The following is a 17,922-nucleotide window of genomic DNA, read 5'->3' on the forward strand; positions in this document are numbered from 1 at the left end:
CGCATTCGACCCACCGCGCAGCCCCGCCGCAGCGGGCTCCCGGGGAGATACCGCAACTTGGGGAGCGGCCCGCGGACCCCTCCCCCAGATGGGGTAGCGCGGGCCTCCGGAGGCCCTGGCCGGTCCCGGAGCGCCGGAGGCTCCGCAACCACCGACGACCCCAGGACCGACAGGAGCCCCCATGTCACGCGCACCCGCCAGCCCACCGAGCGTCGCCCCCGGCGCGGACGTCGACCCCACGGCGCAGGTGGGCGAGCAGACCCGGGTCTGGCACCTGGCGCAGGTCCGTGAGGGGGCGAGCCTGGGGCGGCGCTGCACGGTGGGGCGTGGTGCGTACGTCGGCCCCGGCGTGCGGGTGGGCGACGACTGCAAGCTGCAGAACCACGCCCTGGTCTACGAGCCGGCCGTCCTGGAGGACGGCGTCTTCGTGGGCCCGGCGGCCGTGCTGACCAACGACCTGCACCCGCGCGCGGTGACCCCGGAGGGCCGGCTGAAGTCGGCCGACGACTGGACGCCGGTCGGCGTACGCCTGCTGCGCGGCGCCAGCGTCGGCGCCCGGGCGGTGTGCGTGGCCCCGGTGACCGTCGGGCGGTGGGCGATGGTCGCGGCCGGCGCCGTCGTGGTGCGCGACGTGCCGGACTACGCCCTGGTGGCCGGTACGCCCGCACGCCGGGTCGGCTGGGTCGGGCCGGCCGGTCGCCGCCTCGAGGAGACCCGGCCGGGACGTTTCCGCTGCCCGGCCTCGGGGCGGGAGTTCGAGGAGCTCGACGGCACCCTGCGTCCGCTCGGGGCCGGCGCGGAGCGGGGCGCGGGGCGATGAGCTCGTCGGTCCTGCGGGAGCGTCGGCCCCGGACCGTCCACGCGGTGCCCCTGGCGGGCAGCGTCGACGTCGTGCCCGCTCCCGCGCCCGCCCCCGTGACCGCCCCCGTGACGGACGCACCGGCCCCGGTGGCCCCGACTTCGCCCGTGTCGTCGTCCGCCCGCCGGCGCCCGCTCGCCTCGCCCACGGTCCTGGTCGCCGATCTCGCGGTCGCCGCGGCCGGGTCGGTCCCGTTCCTGGCCGTCGGCGGGTCGCCGGTCCTCGGCGGGGTGGTCGTCGTGACCTGGCCGGTGCTCGTCGCGGGTTCCCGACGGCGCAGCGCGTCGGGGGCCGCCGCCGGCCCCGTCGTCCGCGCCGGCGTCACCCTCGGCGTCCTGCTGCTGCTCGTCGACGCGTTCGCCCGCTTGACGCCCGATCCCCGCACGCTGCTGCTGCTGGCGCTGGCCGTGACGTTCGCGGGTGTCGTGGTCGGGGCGCTCGTCGAGGCCGGGGAGGCCTACGCCGCCACGCGCCGCCCGCAGCCGCTCCTGCTGGTCGGCCAGGCCGACCAGGTGGTCGCCGCCGTGACCGAGCTGCACCGTCGGCCCGGGCCGTGGACCCCGGCCGCGGTGTGCCTGCTCGGCGCGGAGGAGCAGACCGTGGTCGCCCACGGGATCACGCGGCTCGAGCTGCTGGGCGACCTCGACGACGTCGCCGGGTGGCTGGAGCAGGAGGGCGGCGCCGTCCTGGCCCTGGCCGGTCCCCACCTGCGGACCTCGGAGCTGCAGCGGCTCGGTCGCGCGGTCGGTTCCTCGGGCGGTCGCCTGTTCGTCGGCACCGGTCTGGTCGACCTGCCGGCGGACCGCCTGCGCAGCCACGCGCTCGGCAGCCTGCGTGTGGTGCACGTGCGCCCGAACCGGGCGGCTCCGGCCGCGCGGGCGTCGAAGGTGGTCCTGGAGCGCTCGGCGGCCCTGGTCGGGCTCGTCCTGCTCCTGCCCGTGCTCCTGGCCGTCGCCGTCGCCGTGCGACGCGACTCACCCGGCCCGGTCCTGTTCCGCCAGACGCGGGTGGGCCACCACGGCCGGCCGTTCGTGATGCTCAAGTTCCGCACGATGCACCACGGCGCGGAAGCGAGGCGGGCGGCGCTCGAGGCGGCCACCGGCGGCCGGGGCGTGCTGTTCAAGATCGCCGAGGACCCCCGGGTGACGCCGGTCGGCCGGGCGCTGCGGCGCTGGTCGCTCGACGAGCTGCCGCAGCTGGTGAACGTCGTGCGGGGCGACATGGCGCTGGTCGGCCCCCGCCCGGCCCTGCCGGCCGAGGTGGAGCGCTACCCCGTCGACATGTGCCGCCGCCTCACGGTGCGCCCGGGCATCACCGGGCTGTGGCAGGTCTCTGGCCGCTCCGACCTGTCGTGGCAGGAGACGATGCGCGTGGACCTCTTCTACGCCGACAACTGGTCGCTCGAGCTGGACCTGCGGATCCTGCTGCGCACGTTCGGCGCGGTGCTCGGTCGGCGGGGGGCGTACTGACGTGGACGCCCCGGTGACGTCCGTCGAGCTGCGGCGACCCGACGCCCGCCGCCTGGTGCTGCGCGCCGGCGCTCCCGTCGACGTGCTCGTGGTCGCGTGCGACCCGACGACCGGCAGCGCGGCATACCTCCACGTCGCCCTCGACGCCGTCCCGACGGTCGTGATGGCGCCGCTGGGCGGGGCGGGCGTGGTGATCGAGGTCGTCGACGCGCTCAGCGGCGCGACGCTGGCCCGTTCGGAGGCGGCTCCGCCGGCCTGACCCCGGCAGGCCCCGGAGACGCAGAAACCGCCCCTGTCCTGCATCTCTGCAGGTCAGGGGCGGTCTGTCCCGGTGGGCGATACTGGGTTCGAACCAGTGACCTCTTCGGTGTGAACGAAGCGCGCTACCACTGCGCCAATCGCCCGGGTGCGGTCACGTACGTTAGCGCACAGTTCGCCCGGAGTCCGCATCAGGGGTCGATGTCGCCCGCCTCGCGCTCCTTCCACACCGCTGCGGCCCGCTGCGTCAGCGGGCCCGGCTCCCCCAGGTCCCGCTCGCCCCAGCGCCGCACCGACTGCACGTCGCGGGTCGTGCTGACCAGGAACACCTCGTCCGCCCGCTCCGCGACCGCCAGCGGCTCGTCCACCTCGCGGGCCCCGACCCACTCCAGGACCAGCGCGCGCGTGACGCCGGCGAGGCAGCCGCTGGCCAGCGTCGGGGTACGCAGCTCGCCGTCGACCGCGTAGAAGACGTTCGAGCCCGTCCCCTCGCACAGGTGGCCGGCCGTGTTGGCGAAGACGGCCTCGGACGCGCCGCGCTCCACGGCGTACGCCAGCGCCACGACGTTCTCGGCGTACGAGGTCGTCTTCAGCCCGGCGACCGCGCTGTGCTCGTTGCGCGTCCACGGCACCGACACGACGTCGGTGGCCGCCGGCAGCGGGCTCATGGGCACGGCGGAGACCAGGACCGAGTACGCACCGTCCCCGCGCCCCGAGCCCAGCGGACCCGGACCGCCGGTGACGGTGAGCCGCAGGCGGCCCAGCGGAAGGTGCTCGGCGGCGAGCGTCGCGTCGATGCCGGCGCGCACCGCGTCGATGTCGATGCCCGTCAGCCCGATGCCGGCTCCCGAGGTCATCAGGCGGTCGAGGTGACGCGTCAGTGCGAACGGACGGCCGTCGACGACCTTGATCGACTCGAACACGCCGTCCCCCACGGTCACCCCGTGGTCGGTGGCCGTCAGCACGGCGGCGCCGGGATCTGTCAGGAGGCGGCCGTTCACCCAGGTCTTCATGGGGCGATCGTAGGCCGTCTGACCAGGGGTTTCCCGCCGCGCGGAGGGGCCCTCGTCCACCTGTCCGACACCCCGGGGTGGACCCGATTTTGCACGCCCCTGCCCATCCGCTAATGTTCTCGACGCACGCCGGGCCGGGAAACCGGAGCGGAGCGCAAGCGGACGTAGCTCAGTTGGTAGAGCGCAACCTTGCCAAGGTTGAGGTCGCGAGTTCGAGCCTCGTCGTCCGCTCGGAGAGAAGTAGGTGTACCAGCCTCCACGGTGGAGTGGCCGAGAGGCGAGGCAACGGACTGCAAATCCGTCTACACGGGTTCAAATCCCGTCTCCACCTCGACATCCTCGACCCGGCAACGGGTCGTGGCGTTGAAGGGCGATTGGCGCAGTGGTAGCGCGCTTCCTTGACACGGAAGAGGTCACTGGTTCAAACCCAGTATCGCCCACCAGCACCACCGAACCCCGTTCCGGCCCAGCCGGGGCGGGGTTCTCTCGTTCCCGAGCATGACGCCTCGCGCATCGGCCCCGGACGTTTCGGCCCGCGACGGCTCGGGCAACCCCGCCCGCATGGAGATCCCCGGCTTCGGCACGTTCGCAGATCCCGACGACCTCGGCTGGCACGTCGGCGAGCAGGAGGTGACCGTCCCCGGGCTCCGGGGCGCCCGGGGTCGGTTCGTGCTGGTGGGCCTCGACGACGACGCGTCCGTCGCGCCGCCCGCGCTCCTCGACGCGATGCGGGCCTTCCTCGCGATGGGGTCCGGGACGGCGGACGAGGCCGCGCCGCACGTCCACGCGTACTACCGCGACATGCTGGACCTCGACATGGGTTGGGACGCCTACGTCCCCGGCGACGTGCCGGTCGACCGGATCTGGGACCACGTGCGCGTGGGCGACGAGTTCATGGTCGCCTTCGAGCGGCTGCCCGGCGGCGGCGAGGACGCCTTCGTCAGCATCGAGTCCGGGTGCGACTGGGAGCCCGAGCACGGCCTGATGCTCAGCTTCCGCGGGGGCGACCGCCTCGCGCGCGTCGGCCCGTACGACGGCGGCGTGGTCAACGCCGACCCCGCGGTCGTCTACGCCGGGCTCGCCTGACCGGCCTGACCAGCCCGGTCCGACCGGTCCGACCGTCCGGTCGCCGCCGGCAGCAGCACCTCGATCCGCGTCCCGCGCCCCGCCGGGTTGTCCAGCACCGTGATGGTGCCGCCGTGCCGGTCGACGATGCGGCGGCAGATGGCGAGGCCGAGTCCGGTGCCGGAGTACGCCGTGGCGTGCGCGCGGTAGAACTGCTGGAAGACGAGGTCCTTGCTCTCGTCCGGGATGCCCACCCCGTTGTCGGTGACCCGCAGCGCGACCATCCCCTCGGGCACCTGCGGGTCGGTGCCGGCACCGACCCCGTCCACGACCACGTGCGCGGCGGCACCGGGGTCGACGTACTTCAGCGCGTTGCCCACGAGGTTCTCCAGGAGCTGGCGGATCATCGCCGGGTCGACGTGCAGGCAGGGCATCTCCCCCACCTCCACCCGGTCGGCGGCGTCGCGGCCCCGCGCGACGTCGCGGGCGATCGCGGCCACGTCGGTGTCCTCGGCACGCAGCGGCGCGTCCCGGCTCGTGGCGTGCTGCAGCAGGTGGCGGATCAGGCTCCGCATCCGCGACGAGGCCGACTGCACCCGCTCGACCGCCTGCACCACCAGCGCACGGTCCGGCGAGGCGCCGTCCTCCAGCCCGTCGGCGAGCAGCTCCACCCAGCCGTCGACGGCCGTCAGGGGGTTCTTGAGGTCGTGCGCCACCACCCCGGCGAACGCGACGAGCTCGAGGCGCTGCTGCTCGGCCTCCGTCACGTCGCGGAAGACGGTCACCGACCGGGCCGGGGCACCGTCAGCGGTCGGCATCGGGATCGCGGTGATCTCGACGAGCAGCTCGTCGCCGGCGGCCGTGCGCACGGCGTACCGGCCGTGGACCTCCTCGCCGGCGAGCGCGCGGCGCGAGGGGAAGTCCTCCTCGCCCAGCAGGCGGCCGTCGGCGTCACGCACCTGGTAGGTCCGCTCCGCACCCCACGCCATGCCCCGTGCGGCCGGGTTGCCGAGCAGCACCCGGCCACCTTCCTCGACCACGACGAGACCCTCGTGCATGGTGTCGATGATGGTGCGCAGCAGGGCTGCCTGCTCCGAGGCCGACGCCCGGGCCCCGCGGGCCTCCAGCAGCGCGCTGCGGCGCTCGTCGCGCCCCACGCCGAGCAGCAGACCCGAGACCAGGACCACCGAGACGAACAGCTGGGCGACGACGAGCCCCACCCGGTGGTCCTCGGCCAGGGCGAACGGCCCGGTCCCGTCCAGCGTGAACAGGACCACGACGAGGCCGAGCACCACGCCGTGCACGGTCGCGAAGGCGGTGGAGAAGCGCAGCGCCGCCCAGCCCGTGACGAGCAGCAGGGGGAAGGCGAGCGGCACGTCGGACTGCAGGAAGGCCGCGACGTACACGGCGACGGTCACGGCGGCGAGCGCGACGGCCTCGAGGAGGCCGCCCTCGTCGGCAGGTCGCGAGGTCCGGCGCACCGCGAGCGCCCGACCGACCACCAGCGCGGGCGGCACGACGAGCAGACCGCCGGCGACCGCGCGGCCCACCAGCACCGCGGCGTCCAGGGGATCGGGCGTGGCGCCCTCGACGAGCAGGCCGACGACCCCGGCGAGCCCGCCCAGGACGGCGCCGACGCCGGTCGCGCCGAGCACCCGCAGCAGTCGGTCCGCGGAGTCGATCGGCGCCGCGCCGTCGGCGACGCCCCACACCGGGCGGCACCAGCGACGCAGGAGCCCCACGGTCGCGCCGACCTGCACGAGGGCGCCGAGCACCAGCGCCACGGCGACGCCGACCGGCATCGCGGAGGCCACCGACACGGCGACGAGCACGGCGACGAGCAGCAGGACGTCGAACGAGCGTGCGCCCGCGCCCCGCGAGAGGAACCACAGCACCGCCAGGCCGATCGACGGGGAGACCAGGGACGGCTGTCCCGCGCCCTCGGCGGTGAGACGGCCGAGCGCCGTCACGCCGGCGACCACGGCCGCCCAGGCGAGCGCCCACGGCCACGTCAGGTGACGCAGCGGGACGGGCTCGCGGGCGGAGGTCGGGGCGAGGCGCCCGGACCCGGCGACGGGGCTCGACATCTCAGTCCTCCGTCGACACGGCTTCGCCGTGGGTGCCGGGCCGCGGGGCCCACGGGAGCTCCTCGGCGGGCCGCACCACGATCAGCTGGTCCCCTCGCGCGAGCTGGGTGACGACGGGGTCGTAGTAGCGGTAGACCCGCTCGTCGCGCACCACGGCGATCACCTGGTCGGGCAGCGACTGCGGGGCCTTGCCGACCTCCGTGACCAGCAGGTCCCGCTCGGCGACCTCGAGCCCGTCGCCGTAGGTGAGGAGGTCCTCCATCACCGCACCGAGGGACGGCGAGAGGGAGGACAGCCCCAGCAGGCGCCCCACGGCGTCCGACGAGGTGATGACGGAGTCGGCGCCGCTCTGCTTCATCAGGGGCACGTTCTCCTGCTCGCGCACCGCCGTGACGATGAACGCCTCCGGGTTGAGCTGTCGGACCGTGAGCGTGGCGAGGACGTTGGTGTCGTCGCGGTCGGTCGTGATGACGACCTGCGTCGCCTCGGGCACCCGGGCCCGCCGCAGCACGTCCCGCCGGGTGGCGTCGCCGATCACCAGCGCCAGCCCGTCGGTCTGCGCGTCGTCCTGGGCGGAGGCGCGCGGGTCGACCACGACGACGTCGTCGCGGTCCCACCCGTTGCGCACCAGGGTGTCGACGGCGCGGCGCCCCTTGGTGCCGTACCCCACCACGACCACGTGCCCGGCCATGCGCTTCCTCCATCGGTTGACGCGGAACATCTCGCGGCCCTGCGAGGCGAGGACCTCGAGGGTGGTGCCGATCAGCAGCACGAGGAACCCGACGCGCGCCGGGGTGATCACGAAGGCGTTGACCAGGCGCGCCGGGGTGCTCACCGGGGCGATGTCGCCGTAGCCGGTGGTGCTCAGCGTGACGGTCGTGTAGTAGATCGCGTCGACGAACCCGACCTCGCGCGTGGGGTCGTTGTTGTCGGTGTAGCCCTCGCGGTCCAGGTAGACCAGCAGCACCGTGCCGAACAGGATCGCCATCGCGGCCCCGAGCCGCTTGAACAGCTCGAACCACGGCGAGCGCTGCCGCTCCGGCAGCACCACCCGGCCACCCGATGCGGCCGCTGCGGACGTGGGGGCATCGGGCACGGGGGAAATCTAGTCCACCACGGTGCCGTAGATGAGCACGTTGGCCGCGCTCGCCTCCCCCGCCGGGGGCGTGTCGCTGGAGCCCAGGCTGAACTCGAACGCGTCGCCCTGGGCCGGGGCGGGCGCGTCGGCCGGACGCATCCAGTAGCCGCACAGCTCGGCGGCCTCGCCCTCGCCGTCGACCTCGTCCGCGACGTCCTCGCCCTCGGACGCGCCGTCGAGCGCGTCGGTGGCCTCGGAGACGTCCTCGCCCTGCAGGCACAACGTGTTCGCGTCGGCCGCGAACGAGGCCACCTCGGCGGTGAAGGTGTCGGGCTCGTCGGCGGTGACGACGACGCCGAGCAGGTAGCCGCCGGCCACGCAGATCACGGCACCGAGGCCCACGACGGGTCGGGGCAGGTTCACGTTGGCCACGGCGCTCAGTCTTCCACGGGGCTCCGGTCGGGGCTCTCCCCGGCCTCGCGGCTCCAGCGCGTACGCCTCGCCCGCAGGATCCGGGCGAGCTCGCGGCGGGCGGCGGCCGTGGTCCGCTGCGGGAACACGCGGTCGACGGCCGCGTTGACCGCGGCGCCGATCAGCATCGCGATCGCGAGCAGGTAGAGCCAGATCAGGATGTAGATCGGCGCCGCCAGCGGACCGAAGATCGACGCCGAGTCGGCCGACGTCACCGTCAGGCCCCAGCGCAGCAGGTAGGAGCCGAAGATCCAGCAGCCCAGCGTCCACACGGCCCCGGGCAGGTTGAACGTCCACTTCGTCCGCACGGGCACCGCGACGTGGTAGACGGTGGCGAGGAAGCAGATGCCGAGCACCAGCACGGTCGGCCAGTAGAAGCCGAGCAGGAACTCGAGCCGCTCGGGTGCGACCCGCCCCAGCAGGGTCGGGCCGGCGACCACGAGCGGCAGCGTCACCGCCCCGATCACCAGACCGAGCAGGTAGAGGCCGAACGAGAGGGCGCGGGTCGCCACGATCCCCCGCTTGCCGCCGAGCCCGTGCATGATCGTGATGGTGTCGACGAAGACGTTGAGCGCTCGCGAGCCCGACCACAGCGCCAGCAGGAACCCGATCGAGATGACGTCGAACCGCCCGCCCTCGAGGACCTCGTCGATCGTCGGCACCACCACGCGGTCGACCGCCGCGTCGGTGAGCGCCCGCGACGCCAGCTCGACGACGAAGGCCCGCACCTCGTCGACCTCCGCCTCCGAGAAGCGGTCGGAGACGTAGCCGATCGCGCCGGCGAGGGCGAACACGAGCGGCGGGACCGACAGGATCGCGAAGAACGCGGCCTCCGCCGCCAGGCCCGTCACGCGGTGCCGCAGGCACGCCGCGACGGTCTCGGTGACGACACGCCACAGCAGGCGCAGCACGCGTCGCGGGAGCCCGCGGTGCGCGGCGCCGGCCGAGGTGGCCGGCGGCGCGGTGCTCGCCGGGGTCGCGGGGGCCGTCACCGTCCCACCGTAACGAGGAACGGCCCCCGGACCGCGGCGACGGGGCCGCGGCACGGGGGCCGTTCTGCGAGGCGTACCGGGGATCAGCGCCCCGTGAGCTCGCTCTGCTTGTCCAGCGCGACCTGGCCGGACGTGGCCTGCTCGGGCGTGCCGTGGCCGTGGTCGTCGTCGACCATCGTCTCCTCGTCGAACGGGTCGGCGCCGGAGACGGCCGCCTCGTACTTGGCGCGGTCCAGGCCACCGGTCCAGTGACCGATGAGCACCGTGGCGACGGCGTTGCCGGCGAAGTTCGTCAGGGCGCGGGCCTCGGACATGAACCGGTCGATGCCGACGATGAGGCCGACGCCGTCGACCAGCTCGGGACGGTGGGAGCTGAGGCCGCCGGCCAGGGTGGCCAGACCGGCGCCGGTGACGCCCGCCGCGCCCTTCGAGGCGATCATCATGAACAGCAGCAGCGAGATCTGCTCGCCGACCGACAGCGGGTCGCCCAGCGCCGAGGCGATGAACAGCGACGCCATGGTCAGGTAGATCGCGGTGCCGTCGAGGTTGAACGAGTAGCCGGTCGGGACCACGACGCCCACGGTCGGCTTGTCGACGCCGGCGTGCTCCATCTTGGCGATCAGGCGGGGCAGGGCCGACTCGGACGACGAGGTCGACACGATGAGCAGGAACTCGCGGCCGAGGTACTTCAGCAGCGTGAAGATGTTGATGCCGGCGGCGAGCTTCAGCAGCGTGCCGAGCACGACGAAGACGAAGATCGCGCAGGTCAGGTAGAAGCCGAACATGAGGACGGCGAGGCTCTTCAGCGCGTCGACGCCGGTGGCGCCGACGACGGCCGCGATGGCGGCGAACGCGCCGACCGGGGCGGCCCACATGATCATCGCCAGCACGCGGAAGACGAGCTTCTGGGCGTGACCGACACCGGTGAGGATCGGCTGGCCGGCGCGGCCCATGGCCTGCAGCGCGAAACCGACCAGCAGCGCGACGAACAGCGTCTGCAGCACGGAGCCCGACGTGAGGGCCGAGACCAACGAGGTCGGGATGATGCCGAGCAGGAAGTCCGTGGTGGTGGAGTGGCCGGCCTGCTCGGCGTACTGCGCGCCGGAGGCGGCGACCGAGTCGCTGACCCGCAGGCCCTCGCCCGGGTGCACCAGGTTGCCGACGACCAGGCCGATGGCCAGGGCGAAGGTCGACATCACGATGAAGTAGCCGAGCGCGAGGCCGCCGACGGCACCGACCTTGGCAGCGCTGCGGATCGAGCCGACACCGAGGACGATGGTGCAGAAGATGACCGGCTGGATCATCATCTTGATCAGCGCCACGAAGGCCTTGCCGATGGGCTCGAGCTCGACGGCGACGCCGGGGGCCGCCAGGCCGAGCGCGATGCCCAGCGCCACCGCGATGATGACCGCGATGTAGAGGTAGTGGGTCCGGTTCTTGCGGCGAACCGGTGCCGTCTCGCTCGTCGACGACGACGTGCTCATGGGTGCTCCTCCGTGCTCGGGTCCCGCTGCGCGAGGGGACGTCCGTCACACTGTGCGGTCGGCTGTGAGCGCGGTCACCGTTGTGGTCGTTGTGTTCGCGGTCACCCGGCTCCGGCACAATGCCGGGCATGGCGAGGCGTGGAGGCCCGTCCGCGCGCGGGCGGCAGGACTGGTCGGTCGCCGGCCAGGTCCTCCTGCTGCAGCTCGTCGTCGTGCTGGTGCTGGTCACGGCCGCCGTGGGTCTCGCGGTGCTGGACGCCCGCTCCGACACCCGCGAGAACGCGACGAACCGGGCCGTCGCGGTGGCCGAGTCCCTCGCGGACGCCCCGGCGACGGTCGCCGCGGTCGCCTCACCCGACCCCACCGCGCTGCTGCAGACCTGGACGAGCACGGTGGAGACCGACGCCGACGTCGACTTCGTGGTGGTGATGAGCCCCGAGCGGATCCGCTTCACCCACCCCAACCCCGACCAGGTCGGCGGCCGCTTCGTGGGCGACGTGGGCCGGGCGCTCGAGGGCGAGGTCTTCGTGCAGGAGTACGTCGGCACGCTGGGCCCGTCGGTACGCGCGGTCGTCCCGGTGTTCGCGGACGGTGACGGCGGCGAGGTCGTGGCGCTCGTCTCCGTCGGCGTCAGCGTCGACCGGATCAGCGACGCGGTGCGCGGCGACCTCGCGGCGATCGCGCTGGCCGCGGCCGCCGTGCTGGTCGTCGGGGTGCTGGGCGCCGCGGTCGTCGCGCGCCGCCTGCGCCGCCAGACCCACGGCATGGGCGAGGTCGAGATCACGAGGATGTACGAGTACTACGCCGCCGTGCTCGGCGCGGTGCGCGAGGGCCTGCTGCTGGTCGACGACGACGGGCTGGTCACGCTGGTCAACGACGAGGCGCGCCGGCTGCTCGACCTGCCCGCCGACGGGGTGCTCGGCACCCCGCTGCGCGACCTCGGCCTGCCGCCGGGACTCGTCGCCGCCGTCGCCGAGGGCCGTGTGGCCAGCGACGACCTCTACGTCACCGGCGACAAGGTGCTGGTCGTCAGCTCGTCCCCGGCCGCCTGGGACGACGCCGACGTCGGCTCCGTCGTGACGCTGCGCGACCGCACCGACCTGCAGGCCGTGACGGGTGAGCTGGACGTCGTGCGGGCCCTCTCGGAGTCGTTGCGCGCGCAGAACCACGAGGCGGCCAACCGCCTGCACACCGTGGTGTCCCTCGTGGAGATGGGACGGGCGGACGAGGCCGTCGACTTCGCGACCGAGGAGCTCCAGGTCGCCCAGCTGCTGACGGACCGCGTCGTCGCCGCCACGGGCGACCCGGTGCTGGCCGCCCTGCTGCTGGGCAAGACCGCGGAGGCCGCCGAACGCGGGACCGAGCTGCAGCTGCTCGGCGGCGTGCCGGAGCAGCTGCCGGTCGGCCACCGCGACATCGTCACGGTCGTGGGCAACCTGGTCGACAACGCGCTCGACGCCGTCGGGGCGGCCGAGCGCCGCGTCGTCCGGGTCACCTTCGAGCCCCGCGACCCGGCCCGGCTGCGGATCACCGTCGAGGACAGCGGGCCCGGCCTGACGCAGGCGGAGGTCGCGCACGCCTTCGAGCGGGGTTGGTCCACCAAGGTGGCGCCGGCGGAGTCCGGCGGTCGTGGCATCGGCCTCGCCCTCGTCGCGCAGGTGGCGCGACGCCACGGCGGCGACGTCGCGGTGGGCGCATCGCCGCTCGGGGGCGCCGCCTTCACCGTCGACCTGGGGGGCACGGCATGAGCGTGCGGGTGCTCGTCGTCGAGGACGAGGCGACCGCCGCGCAGGCGCACGCGGAGTACGTCGAGCGGATGAGCGGCTTCGAGGTCGTCGCGGTGGCCCGTTCGACCGCGGAGGCCGTCCGTGCCCTGTCGCGGCACCCCGTCGACCTGGTGCTGCTCGACATGCACCTGCCCGACGGGCACGGGCTCGGTCTCGTGCGCGGCATGCGCGCCGCCGGGCACACCGCCGACGTGATCGCCGTGACCTCGGCCCGCGACGTCGCGATCGTGCGGCAGGCCGTCGCCCACGGCGTGGTGCTCTACCTCATCAAGCCGTTCACCTTCGCCGGGTTCCGCTCGAAGCTGGAGCAGTACGCGGCGTACCGCGCCAGCCTCGCGGGCGCGGACGACATGGCGCAGGAGGAGGTGGACGGGCTGCTGGGCTCGCTGCGGGCCCCCTCGGCCGCTCCCCTGCCCAAGGGGATGAGCGCGGAGACGCTGCGCGACGTGACCATCGCGGTGCGCGACGCGGCCGGCGGCGGGGCGGGGCTGTCGGCCACGGAGGTGGCCGAGGTCGTCGGCGCCTCCCGGGTCACCGTGCGGCGCTACCTCGAGCACCTCGCCGACGCGGGGCGACTGGAGCGGGCGCCGCGCTACGGCGGCACCGGCCGCCCCGAGGTGGAGTACCGCTGGCGGGGCTGAGCCCCGGCGCGGAGCGGTTCCGGACCGGTCCCTGGACGCCGACGGGCCGGCACGTCGCGTGGACGTGCCGGCCCGTCGGGTCGGTCGGGGAGGGCCCGAGGCGGGGTGCGCTCAGGTGAGCTCGAGACCGGGGTAGAGCGGGTGCTTGTCGAGCATCTCGGCGGCGGCCGCGTGGGTGCGGTCGGCGACGCCGTCGGCGATGGCGTACGAGGCCTTCGAGGGGGCGCCGGCCTTGGTCGTGCCGGGCTCGGTGCTGCGCAGCACGTCGACCACGAGGTCGGCCACGCGGTCGAACTCGTCGTGGCCGAAGCCGCGGGTGGTCAGCGCCGGGGTGCCGAAGCGGATGCCGGAGGTGTACCAGGCGCCGTTCGGGTCGCCCGGGACCGAGTTGCGGTTCGTGACGATGCCGGCGTCGAGCAGGGCCGACTCGGCCTGGCGGCCCGTCAGGCCGAACGAGGTGACGTCGAGCAGCACGAGGTGGTTGTCCGTGCCCCCGGTGACCAGGTTCGCGCCCCGCTTCAGGAAGCCCTCGGCGAGCGACTGCGCGTTGTCGGCGACCTGCTGGGCGTAGGTCGCGAACTCCGGGCGACGGGCCTCCGCGAGCGCCACGGCCTTGGCGGCCATCACGTGCGAGAGCGGGCCGCCCAGCACCATCGGGCAGCCGCGGTCGACGCTCGGGGCGTACTCCTCCGTCGCCAGCACGAGGCCACCACGGGGGCCACGCAGCGACTTGTGGGTCGTGGTGGTCACGACGTCGGCGTAGGGGACCGGGTTCTCCTCGCCGGTGAACACCTTGCCCGCGACCAGACCGGCGAAGTGCGCCATGTCGACCATCAGCGTGGCGCCGACCTCGTCGGCGATCTCGCGCATCTTGGCGAAGTTCACGCGGCGGGGGTACGCCGAGTAGCCCGCGACGAGCACGAGGGGCTTGAACTCCTTGGCCTTCGCGCGCAGGGCGTCGTAGTCGAGCAGCCCGGTCTCCGGGTCGGTGCCGTACTGCTGCTGGTGGAACATCTTGCCGGAGATGTTCGGGCGGAACCCGTGGGTGAGGTGACCGCCGGTGTCGAGGCTCATCCCGAGCAGGCGCTGGTTGCCGAGCTCGTTGCGCAGCTCCTCCCAGTCGGCCTCCGTGAGGTCGTTGACGTTCTTGGCGCCGGCCTTCTCCAGCCACGGGCCCTCGACGCGGTGCGCCAGGATCGACCAGAAGGCGACCAGGTTCGCGTCGATGCCCGAGTGGGGCTGGGCGTACGCGTACTCCGCGCCGAAGAGCTCGCGCGCGTGCTCGGCGGCCAGGGACTCGACGGTGTCGACGTTCTGGCAGCCCGCGTAGAAGCGGTGGCCGACGGTTCCCTCGGCGTACTTGTCGCTGAGCCAGGTGCCCATGGTCAGGAGGACCGCCGGGGAGGCGTAGTTCTCCGAGGCGATGAGCTTGAGCGAACCTCGCTGGTCGGCGAGCTCGGCGCGGGTGGCGTCGGCGATGCGGGGCTCGACCGAGGCGATCACCTCGAGGGCCTGTGAGTACGCGCTGCTGATGAGGGCATCCGTCATGACCCTCAGCGTAGTGACGGAGGTCGGTGGACGACGATTTGCGGCGACGGGGGCCCGTACTGCCGCCACCAGGACGGCCCCCGACGTGTGACCTGGGCCTCACGGACGCGCGGGATCCCGCGCCACCAGGCACCCCTGTTCAGGATACGGACGTCCGTCTCGCCAGGCGAGACATTCGGTTGTGGCAAGCCGGTCCGCGGGTTGAGACTCCTGTCCATGGTCACTGCTGCAACGCACGCGCACCTCGTGGTTCGACGCCACGTGGACCTCATGCGCACGCGCAGCATGATGTGTTGCCCGTCCTGACGGTTGCCGCTGCCGGCCCCCACCGGCACCACCCGACCCCGACCTGACCACTCCGGTCGCAGGACCCGGCCCGACCAGCCCCGACACCACTGGTCGTCCCCTGCCCTGCGGTCGCAGACCGCCGAAGGACTCTGCAGTGAACTCCCCCACCCCGAGCCGTACCGCCCCCGCCCGCACTCCCCGCCGCAAGCGTGGCGAGGGCCAGTGGGCGCTCGGCTACACGGAGCCGCTGAACAAGAACGAGCAGTCCAAGAAGGACGACAACCCGCTCAACGTGCGCGCCCGGATCATCAACATCTACTCGAAGCGCGGCTTCGACTCGATCGATCCCGCCGACCTGCGTGGGCGGTTCCGCTGGATGGGCCTCTACACCCAGCGCGCCCCCGGCTTCGACGGCGGCAAGACCGCGATGCTCGAGGAGGAGGAGCTCGACGACCGCTTCTTCATGATGCGCGTCCGCTCCGACGGTGCGCTGCTCTCCCCCGACGCCCTGCGCGCCCTGGGTCGGGTCGGCACCGAGTTCGCCCGCGACACCGCGGACGTCACCGACCGCGAGAACATCCAGTACCACTGGATCCGCGTGGAGGACGTGCCGCAGATCTGGGAGATCCTCGACGCCGCCGGGCTCGACACGCTCGAGGCCTGCGGCGACTCGCCGCGGCCGTTCCTCGGCTCGCCGGTGGCCGGCGTCGCCGCGGACGAGATCATCGACGGCACGTCGGCCCTCGAGGAGATCAAGCGCCGCTACATCGGCGACCCGGCGTTCTCGAACTTCCCCCGCAAGTTCAAGACCGCGCTGACCGGCCACCCCAGCCACGACGTGTCGCCCGAGACCAACGACGTCTCCTTCGTCGGGACCGTCCACCCCGAGCACGGCCCGGGCTTCGACCTGTGGGTCGGCGGCGGCCTGTCGACCAACCCGATGCTGGCCCACAAGCTCGGCGTGTGGATCCCGCTCGACGAGGTCCCCGACGCCTGGGAGGGCGTCGCGAGCATCTTCCGCGACTACGGCTACCGCCGCCTGCGCTCCAAGGCCCGCCTCAAGTTCCTGCTGGCCGACTGGGGCAAGGAGAAGTTCCGGGAGGTGCTCGAGACCGAGTACCTGCAGCGGACGCTCGTCGACAACCCGTCGCCGGAGTCCCCGGAGCGCCAGAGCGACCACATCGGCGTGCACGAGCAGAAGGACGGCAAGCTCTACGTCGGTCTCGCGCCGGTCGTCGGCCGTGTCTCCGGCACGATCCTCACCGCGCTCGGCGACCTGGTCGAGGAGTTCGGTGCGGCGGGTGCGCGGCTCACCGCGTACCAGAAGGTCGTCGTGCTCGGCGTCGACCCGGAGAGCGTCGAGGACTTCCTCGCGGCCGCCGAGGCCATCGGCCTGTCCGGCCGGCCGTCGAACTGGCGGCAGAACACGATGGCGTGCACGGGCATCGAGTACTGCAAGCTCGCGATCGTCGACACGAAGGACCGCAGCCGCGACCTCATCGCCTCCCTCGAGCAGCGCATCCCCGACCTCGACGTGCCGATCACGATCAACGTCAACGGCTGCCCCAACGCCTGCGCCCGCACCCAGGTCGCCGACTTCGGCCTCAAGGGCCAGCTCGTCATGGACGAGGACGGCCGGCAGGTCGAGGGCTTCCAGGTCCACCTCGGCGGAGCGACCGGCCTGAACGCCAACTTCGGCCGCAAGCTGCGGGCGCACAAGGTGACCAGCGCCGGCCTCGACGACTACGTCACGGCCGTGGTCACGGCGTACCTGGACGACCGGCAGGACGGCGAGAGCTTCGCCACCTGGGTCGTGCGGGCCGACGAGGCGCTCCTGCGCGGCGAGCCGGTCGACGCGGCGAGGGAGGTGGCCCGTGTCTGAGCGCGCCGTCCCCTACCACTGCCCCTACTGCGCGGACGAGGACCTGCGTCCCCACGAGGTCACCGACGCCGAGACCGGCGAGGTGTCCTCCCCCGCGGGCGCGTGGGAGTGCCGCTCCTGCCTGCGCGCCTTCTCCGTGCGCCTGATCGGACGGTTGCGCCGCCCGGCCGGCGTCGGCACCCCGTCGAAGGGAGAGACCCGATGATCGCCACCCAGGTCGCCCGCGAGAACCGCGGCAGCCTCACCGAGGGCCGCACGCCCGAGGAGCTGCGCGAGATCGTGCAGCACGTCGGCGCCGAGCTGGAGCTCGCGCCCGCCGAGGACATCATCGAGTGGGCGTACGCCACCTTCGGCGAGCGCTTCTGCCTGACCTCGTCGATGGGCGACGCGGTGCTCGCGCACCTGGCGGCCAAGGTCGCCCCCGGCGTCGACGTCGTCTTCCTCGACACCGGCTACCACTTCGCGGAGACGATCGGCACCCGTGACGCCGTGGCCGCGACGATGGACGTCAACGTCATCACCATCCAGCCCCGTCAGAGCGTGGAGGAGCAGGACGCCGAGCTCGGACCCGAGCTCTTCCGCCGCGACCCCGACCGCTGCTGCGCGCTGCGGAAGGTGGAGCCGCTGCGCACGTCGCTCGACGGCTACGACGCGTGGGCCACGGGCCTGCGGCGCGCCGAGACCAGGAACCGGGTCATCGCCCCGGTGATCGGCTGGGACGCGAAGAAGCAGAAGGTGAAGGTCTCCCCCATCGCCCGGTGGTCCGACGACGACGTCGACCGCTACGTGGAGGAGAACGGGGTGCTGGTCAACCCCCTGGCCTACGACGGCTACCCGTCGATCGGCTGTTGGCCGTGTACGCGGCGCGTCGCGCCCGGCGAGGACCCGCGCAGCGGGCGCTGGGCCGGCACGAACAAGACGGAGTGCGGCATCCACATGTGATGCGGGCACCCGCCCGGTTCTGACACGTCACGCGGGCTCCACGGCGGAGCCTCGCCCC

General features: G+C 73.5%; 16 protein-coding genes and 4 tRNA genes. 12 read left to right on the forward strand and 8 right to left on the reverse strand.

Annotation, left to right across the window (positions count from 1 at the left end):
- The first annotated feature begins 181 nt into the window (after window positions 1-181).
- Genes RDV89_RS05710 through RDV89_RS05720 form a run of 3 tightly spaced genes read left to right on the forward strand, consistent with a single transcriptional unit; the run spans window position 182 to window position 2,587 of the window.
- Window positions 182-820 (forward strand): acyltransferase, encoded by a 639-nt coding sequence (locus tag RDV89_RS05710; protein WP_315731978.1) that lies wholly within the window; start codon window positions 182-184, stop codon window positions 818-820.
- Complete coding sequence (locus RDV89_RS05715; protein WP_315731979.1) at window positions 817-2,328, forward strand: exopolysaccharide biosynthesis polyprenyl glycosylphosphotransferase; 1,512 nt, start codon at window positions 817-819, stop codon at window positions 2,326-2,328. The genes RDV89_RS05710 and RDV89_RS05715 overlap by 4 nt, the downstream gene beginning before the upstream one ends.
- A 1-nt stretch (window position 2,329) precedes the next feature.
- Entirely contained in the window at window positions 2,330-2,587 is a 258-nt protein-coding gene (locus RDV89_RS05720; protein ID WP_315731980.1) for a hypothetical protein, read from the forward strand.
- A gap of 73 nt (window positions 2,588-2,660) precedes the next feature.
- On the opposite strand, the gene RDV89_RS05725 is transcribed toward RDV89_RS05720, so the two are convergent.
- Both RDV89_RS05725 and RDV89_RS05730 read right to left on the reverse strand, forming a co-directional pair.
- Window positions 2,661-2,732 (reverse strand) — tRNA-Val (locus tag RDV89_RS05725).
- A gap of 45 nt (window positions 2,733-2,777) precedes the next feature.
- A complete protein-coding gene (locus RDV89_RS05730) occupies window positions 2,778-3,599 on the reverse strand; it encodes an aminotransferase class IV (RefSeq protein WP_315731981.1) in 822 nt (273 codons plus the stop codon).
- A gap of 158 nt (window positions 3,600-3,757) precedes the next feature.
- Here RDV89_RS05730 and RDV89_RS05735 point away from each other — a divergent pair.
- The 4 genes from RDV89_RS05735 (at window position 3,758) to RDV89_RS05750 (ending at window position 4,685) form a co-directional block, all read left to right on the forward strand.
- Window positions 3,758-3,830, forward strand: a tRNA-Gly gene (locus RDV89_RS05735).
- Window positions 3,831-3,859: 29 nt separating this feature from the next.
- Window positions 3,860-3,930, forward strand: a tRNA-Cys gene (locus RDV89_RS05740).
- A gap of 37 nt (window positions 3,931-3,967) precedes the next feature.
- Window positions 3,968-4,042 (forward strand) — tRNA-Val (locus RDV89_RS05745).
- Between the two features lie 55 nt (window positions 4,043-4,097).
- Window positions 4,098-4,685 carry a DUF6985 domain-containing protein gene (locus RDV89_RS05750; RefSeq protein ID WP_315731982.1) on the forward strand — a complete coding sequence of 196 codons (588 nt, stop codon included), beginning with the start codon at window positions 4,098-4,100 and terminating at the stop codon, window positions 4,683-4,685.
- Here the strand turns inward: RDV89_RS05750 and RDV89_RS05755 are convergent.
- The 5 genes from RDV89_RS05755 to RDV89_RS05775 form a co-directional block, all read right to left on the reverse strand.
- A complete protein-coding gene (locus tag RDV89_RS05755) occupies window positions 4,667-6,751 on the reverse strand; it encodes a sensor histidine kinase (protein ID WP_315731983.1) in 2,085 nt (694 codons plus the stop codon). The genes RDV89_RS05750 and RDV89_RS05755 overlap by 19 nt on opposite strands.
- A 1-nt stretch (window position 6,752) precedes the next feature.
- Window positions 6,753-7,847 (reverse strand): potassium channel family protein, encoded by a 1,095-nt coding sequence (locus tag RDV89_RS05760; protein WP_315731984.1) that lies wholly within the window; start codon window positions 7,845-7,847, stop codon window positions 6,753-6,755.
- A 9-nt stretch (window positions 7,848-7,856) separates the two neighbouring features.
- Window positions 7,857-8,261: a hypothetical protein gene (locus RDV89_RS05765; RefSeq protein WP_315731985.1), complete on the reverse strand. Its 405-nt coding sequence runs from the start codon at window positions 8,259-8,261 to the stop codon at window positions 7,857-7,859.
- 5 nt (window positions 8,262-8,266) lie between these two features.
- Window positions 8,267-9,292: a YihY/virulence factor BrkB family protein gene (locus RDV89_RS05770; protein ID WP_315731986.1), complete on the reverse strand. Its 1,026-nt coding sequence runs from the start codon at window positions 9,290-9,292 to the stop codon at window positions 8,267-8,269.
- 83 nt (window positions 9,293-9,375) lie between these two features.
- Window positions 9,376-10,776 (reverse strand): cation:dicarboxylate symporter family transporter, encoded by a 1,401-nt coding sequence (locus tag RDV89_RS05775; RefSeq protein ID WP_315731987.1) that lies wholly within the window; start codon window positions 10,774-10,776, stop codon window positions 9,376-9,378.
- A gap of 128 nt (window positions 10,777-10,904) precedes the next feature.
- Between RDV89_RS05775 and RDV89_RS05780 the strand changes: the two genes are divergently transcribed.
- Both RDV89_RS05780 and RDV89_RS05785 read left to right on the forward strand, forming a co-directional pair.
- Window positions 10,905-12,524: a sensor histidine kinase gene (locus tag RDV89_RS05780; protein WP_315731988.1), complete on the forward strand. Its 1,620-nt coding sequence runs from the start codon at window positions 10,905-10,907 to the stop codon at window positions 12,522-12,524.
- Complete coding sequence (locus tag RDV89_RS05785) at window positions 12,521-13,204, forward strand: response regulator (RefSeq protein WP_315731989.1); 684 nt, start codon at window positions 12,521-12,523, stop codon at window positions 13,202-13,204. The genes RDV89_RS05780 and RDV89_RS05785 overlap by 4 nt, the downstream gene beginning before the upstream one ends.
- 111 nt (window positions 13,205-13,315) lie before the next feature.
- Here RDV89_RS05785 and RDV89_RS05790 read toward each other — a convergent pair whose 3' ends face one another.
- Complete coding sequence (locus RDV89_RS05790) at window positions 13,316-14,752, reverse strand: glycine hydroxymethyltransferase (RefSeq protein ID WP_315731990.1); 1,437 nt, start codon at window positions 14,750-14,752, stop codon at window positions 13,316-13,318.
- Between the two features lie 442 nt (window positions 14,753-15,194).
- Here RDV89_RS05790 and RDV89_RS05795 point away from each other — a divergent pair, with 442 nt between their 5' ends.
- From RDV89_RS05795 to RDV89_RS05805, 3 genes are read left to right on the forward strand one after another with little or no spacing between them, the layout of a single operon-like run.
- Window positions 15,195-16,922 carry a nitrite/sulfite reductase gene (locus tag RDV89_RS05795; RefSeq protein WP_315731991.1) on the forward strand — a complete coding sequence of 576 codons (1,728 nt, stop codon included), beginning with the start codon at window positions 15,195-15,197 and terminating at the stop codon, window positions 16,920-16,922.
- On the forward strand, window positions 16,915-17,127 hold the full coding sequence (locus RDV89_RS05800) for a hypothetical protein (RefSeq protein ID WP_315731992.1): 213 nt from the start codon (window positions 16,915-16,917) through the stop codon (window positions 17,125-17,127). The genes RDV89_RS05795 and RDV89_RS05800 overlap by 8 nt, the downstream gene beginning before the upstream one ends.
- Window positions 17,124-17,864, forward strand: coding sequence for a phosphoadenylyl-sulfate reductase (locus RDV89_RS05805; protein WP_315731993.1), 741 nt, complete (start codon window positions 17,124-17,126; stop codon window positions 17,862-17,864). The genes RDV89_RS05800 and RDV89_RS05805 overlap by 4 nt, the downstream gene beginning before the upstream one ends.
- The last annotated feature ends 58 nt before the right edge of the window (window positions 17,865-17,922 follow it).

Source organism: Nocardioides imazamoxiresistens (assembly GCF_032378595.1).
Classification (GTDB): Bacteria; Actinomycetota; Actinomycetes; order Propionibacteriales; family Nocardioidaceae; genus Nocardioides; species Nocardioides imazamoxiresistens.

Excerpts from the sequence above, each read along its gene's own strand:
- RDV89_RS05780 (WP_315731988.1), top strand. The coding sequence starts at position 10,905 with ATGGCGAGGCGTGGAGGCCCGTCCGCGCGCGGGCGGCAGGACTGGTCG.
- RDV89_RS05715 (WP_315731979.1), top strand. The coding sequence starts at position 817 with ATGAGCTCGTCGGTCCTGCGGGAGCGTCGGCCCCGGACCGTCCACGCG.
- RDV89_RS05710 (WP_315731978.1), top strand. The coding sequence starts at position 182 with ATGTCACGCGCACCCGCCAGCCCACCGAGCGTCGCCCCCGGCGCGGAC.
- RDV89_RS05750 (WP_315731982.1), top strand. The coding sequence starts at position 4,098 with ATGACGCCTCGCGCATCGGCCCCGGACGTTTCGGCCCGCGACGGCTCG.
- RDV89_RS05790 (WP_315731990.1), bottom strand. The coding sequence starts at position 14,752 with ATGACGGATGCCCTCATCAGCAGCGCGTACTCACAGGCCCTCGAGGTG.
- RDV89_RS05775 (WP_315731987.1), bottom strand. The coding sequence starts at position 10,776 with ATGAGCACGTCGTCGTCGACGAGCGAGACGGCACCGGTTCGCCGCAAG.
- RDV89_RS05805 (WP_315731993.1), top strand. The coding sequence starts at position 17,124 with ATGATCGCCACCCAGGTCGCCCGCGAGAACCGCGGCAGCCTCACCGAG.
- RDV89_RS05755 (WP_315731983.1), bottom strand. The coding sequence starts at position 6,751 with ATGTCGAGCCCCGTCGCCGGGTCCGGGCGCCTCGCCCCGACCTCCGCC.
- RDV89_RS05785 (WP_315731989.1), top strand. The coding sequence starts at position 12,521 with ATGAGCGTGCGGGTGCTCGTCGTCGAGGACGAGGCGACCGCCGCGCAG.
- RDV89_RS05730 (WP_315731981.1), bottom strand. The coding sequence starts at position 3,599 with ATGAAGACCTGGGTGAACGGCCGCCTCCTGACAGATCCCGGCGCCGCC.